Here is a 3867-nt window from a genome sequence, read left to right on the forward strand (position 1 = left end):
CTACAATACCGCAATGACGCGTTTGGAGATGGCAATAGCAGCTGTTCGTGCTGCTGGTCTGACGGCGGCAACTGACGGAGAATACATGCTAATTGCCACGAAAAATGGCTTGATCCATGGAACAGGTAAAGGAAATTTGGATACGCTAGCAACGACTACACGTGCGCAGTCAGTTGTGATCATTGAACGAATTTTAAAAGTTCGTGCAGGTGAGATACTCCCCGTAGATGAAGAAGCAATCAAAAGCGCCGAAGACTTAGCCAATGCGAAGCTGGATCCATGGGGACGTGTGATCCGTACAACGAATCTACCAAAGAACGCACAAGATTTCTCATACATTCTAGCGGATTTACCAAATGAAATGTATGAAATGCCATATAAAAAAATGAAAATTTTTGATGTTGTATCAAGCGCCCAAAATGCACTAGATGGATATAGTAAAGAACAAGCAGATGAAGCTGCTAAAAATATTGAAGATTATTTTGATCGTGTGTTTAATATTGATTATCGTACTATCGATTATAAGTGGGCAGAAGAAATGCATAAAACCTTAAGTCTGGAAGGAAAAAATGCATACAGCATTAATGAAAGATTGAGAAAGCTAAAAGAATATGTAGATTTTGTGAAGAAACATAAAATTATTACCAAAGGAAGTATGAAGGCCGAACCAAGTATGGCGTTCAGACAAGGGTATAGTAAAATGCGTTGTAAGTTTGACTTTACTATTGTCTCAGCCCCAAAAGAAGTTTTCAATGTAAAAGATTGGATTGATTATAGTGTCTTCTGGAATCAAGTTTTTTGGCCGCCATTTACCTCTAAAAGTGTTGGAGTTAGATTTCAAGGTTATACAAATATATCCTATACAGCTGATGGCAGGTTGTCAGGATATGGAGATGATCTAACATATGATTATCAGCTTATCAAGTAGGGAAATTTTGGTTATGAATACAATATTAGTGGTAGTGAGTTTGCTTGTTTCTTTATTTACTTTTTCTAATTCAATAAATGCAGACTCAGGGCTAGAACACCTGGGGATGGTACACTCGTATTTAAACAACGGTTAAAGCCTCTTCATAAATATCGAACCGTAGGGTTTTATATTCATAAGAATGAATCGGTTGATATGAAACCTTATCTATTGGATAAAAAAGCAATACTCTGGTTAAAAGATTATAGTAAACAATGTATTGATGATGATAAAACAATGGTAATCCACGAATTTTGGAGGATCTTTTAGGTTTAGATCCGGGTATTTAGGAAAACATCCAATCATATTGGAGATAAATAATCCATCTAATATTAGGATTCCATCAGGAAATGAAGCAGGTGCATGGCCTGAATACTGGATTCCAGGTGGATACACGAGTGGTGGTGTTCCAGAGGCTGTGGTCGATCAGATTCCATCAGGAGGATATACAATATCTGATGTTTATCTTAAACAGTAAATTTGAAGGAAGGAATTATATATGGAGAGAATACACCAGGGGAATGGTTTTGCCATTATCAAGAAGGGTGATAAAAATCAAATTACGTGGCCGCAAGGCCCATATGGGCACCCTGTTTTTTACGATATTTCAAAAGAAAATATGGAGAAAGCACTAAAGTCAGACCAGGATGCTTATAAAGTAATGGTTTATGCGGAGACGGGAAATTGGCCTTTAGAAAAAGACGAACAGATGGAAAAAAGAAAAGCATTTATTAGACGTTTTCCCGAACTATTGATAAAAGTACCCGAGAATCAAGATTTATTTGATGAAGAAGAATTAAAAATATTGCTTCAACAAATAAATGAAGGATTATAAAAGGATGAGTGTATGATAGTTTACTCTTATTCTGTGAAAGTCTAAGATGCATGTGGTATTAGTAGAAAGCAAGACATCATCGTAATAGGTTTATACTTAGTATTCCCATGAGCCAGTAACAACGAAAACGAATAAAGGTATTGAAGTTGAAATCCTTTGATTGGTTAGGAAAGGATACAGTTTTTTTGAAGCTATAATAGTAGATGATTTTTGGGATAATGAAGACCTATTATTTGATATTCTTCTTATTAAATTTCTAATAAACTATCCAAATTCGAGGATGGAAGATCTAGCTCCTTTATGGCATAGACGCTATAAAGGAGCTATTTTCTTATCGTTAGGAACAAAATTATAAATATTACAAAATTCGACAACTAATGATGTGCAATAGTGATATATTATGAGGATATATTGTAATATTATGGCATGTAAAATGGATGGGTTTTTACAATTAGTAAATAAATATACAACGGAGGGATTTTAATGGGTAAACGAAAAATGATTGCATTCCTTGCTACGATGATGGTCGTGACAAGCATCCCAGGAAGCATATTCGCTACGGAAGGGGAGAATTCAAGTACAGAAAGTGTGCAGGAAGCTGTAACGGAGGTCACAGCCCCATCCATTTTTACTGCTTTTACAGATATTACGAATCATTGGGGTAAAGCAGATATCGTGAATGCGGCGACGAAAGGGTATGTCAACGGTTATGTAGATCAGACGTTTAAACCGAATCAAGCCGTAAGTCGTGCAGAGTTTATCAAAATGGCTGTGAGTGCAATCGGCTTTACATTAGAGCAAAGGGAAGGTCCTTGGTATACATCCTACGTTGAAGCAGCTTTTATTAATAACGTTATTAATGAGAGTGAGTATATCGATTATAATGTGGCAATGACTCGCTTGGAGATGGCTCGGGCTGCCGTCCGTGCTGCTGGTCTGACGGCTACAACTGACGGAGAATACATGGTAATTGCCACGAAAAATGGCTTGATCCATGGAACAGGTAAAGGGAATTTAGATATGCTAGCAACGACCACACGTGCGCAGTCGGTTGTAATTATTGAACGAATCTTAAAAGTTCGTGCAGGTGAGACATTACCTGTAGATGAAGAAGCAATCAAAAATGCTGAAGACCTAGCCAATGCAAAGCTTGATCCATGGGGACGTGTGATACGGACGACGAATTTGCCAAAGAACGCACAAGATTTTCAATATATTCTAGCGGATATTCCGAATGAGATGTATGAAATGCCATACGATGATTCTTTAGCATTCAGTGGGATCTATTCACTTAAAACAAATAAAATGACAAATTATCTCGAGTATGATAAATCCTTCATTGATAGGGCAGTCAAGAATACCGAAGATTACTTCGATTTAATTCTAAATATCGATTATCAGAAAATTGATTATTCTTGGGCTAATGAAGTGCAAGCTTTGCTTTCTAAAGATGGCACAAGTGATCTTGCTAGAAAAAATAGATTAAATAAGATGAAAAAATATGTGGATTGGGTGAAAAAAAATAAAATTGTTACGAAGGGGAGTGTAAAAGCGGAGCCAAGCATGCTGTATGAGTTTGGGTATTTATATATGCGCAACAGCTTTGAATTTACTATATTATCGGCACCAAAGGCNTATTTATATATGCGCAACAGCTTTGAATTTACTATATTATCGGCACCAAAGGCTGCATTCAACTGGGAAGATCATTTGCTCGATTGGAGTATATTTTATGACCAGACATGGAATATGAGTTTTATTAAAAATAAAGTTGGTGTGGAATTTAAAGGGTATATGGATATTACTCTTATAGGTGACTACTTTAGACTAAGCAGTGGTGGCGCAGATATTTCAGATCATTATAAGTTATTGTAGGTGTACATGTGATGGTACGATTAAGCAGATTGTTAACACTATTACTTGCCATAATACTATGGATACAATTTCCTCATATTACTAAAGCGAATGAATTAGTCATGCAACCTGATCGTTCTATCATATTTGAAACAACTGTAAAAGCTTCTGGAGGAGGATACAGATACAGAACCGTAGGATTCTACATCCA

The 3867-nt window shown here is 36.5% G+C and carries 3 protein-coding genes and 1 pseudogene; all 4 read left to right on the forward strand.

Translation table 11 applies throughout. The features are described 5' to 3' along the window. A pseudogene (locus EJP82_RS28115) lies at window positions 1-928 on the forward strand (hypothetical protein); the annotation flags it as partial. 346 nt (window positions 929-1274) lie between these two features. Then, window positions 1275-1445: a hypothetical protein gene (locus tag EJP82_RS28120; protein ID WP_170220325.1), complete on the forward strand. Its 171-nt coding sequence runs from the start codon at window positions 1275-1277 to the stop codon at window positions 1443-1445. Window positions 1446-1466: 21 nt separating this feature from the next. Then, window positions 1467-1802 carry a hypothetical protein gene (locus EJP82_RS27705; protein WP_127195305.1) on the forward strand — a complete coding sequence of 112 codons (336 nt, stop codon included), beginning with the start codon at window positions 1467-1469 and terminating at the stop codon, window positions 1800-1802. Window positions 1803-2324: 522 nt separating this feature from the next. Continuing rightward, on the forward strand, window positions 2325-3677 hold the full coding sequence (locus tag EJP82_RS27710) for an S-layer homology domain-containing protein (RefSeq protein WP_425464376.1): 1353 nt from the start codon (window positions 2325-2327) through the stop codon (window positions 3675-3677). Window positions 3678-3867: the final 190 nt, after the last annotated feature.

This window comes from Paenibacillus anaericanus (assembly GCF_003994475.1).
Classification (GTDB): Bacteria; Bacillota; Bacilli; order Paenibacillales; family Paenibacillaceae; genus Fontibacillus; species Fontibacillus anaericanus.

Bases quoted from the DNA above. Each gene is read 5' to 3' on its own strand.
- EJP82_RS27705 (WP_127195305.1), top strand. From the start codon at position 1,467: ATGGAGAGAATACACCAGGGGAATGGTTTTGCCATTATCAAGAAGGGT.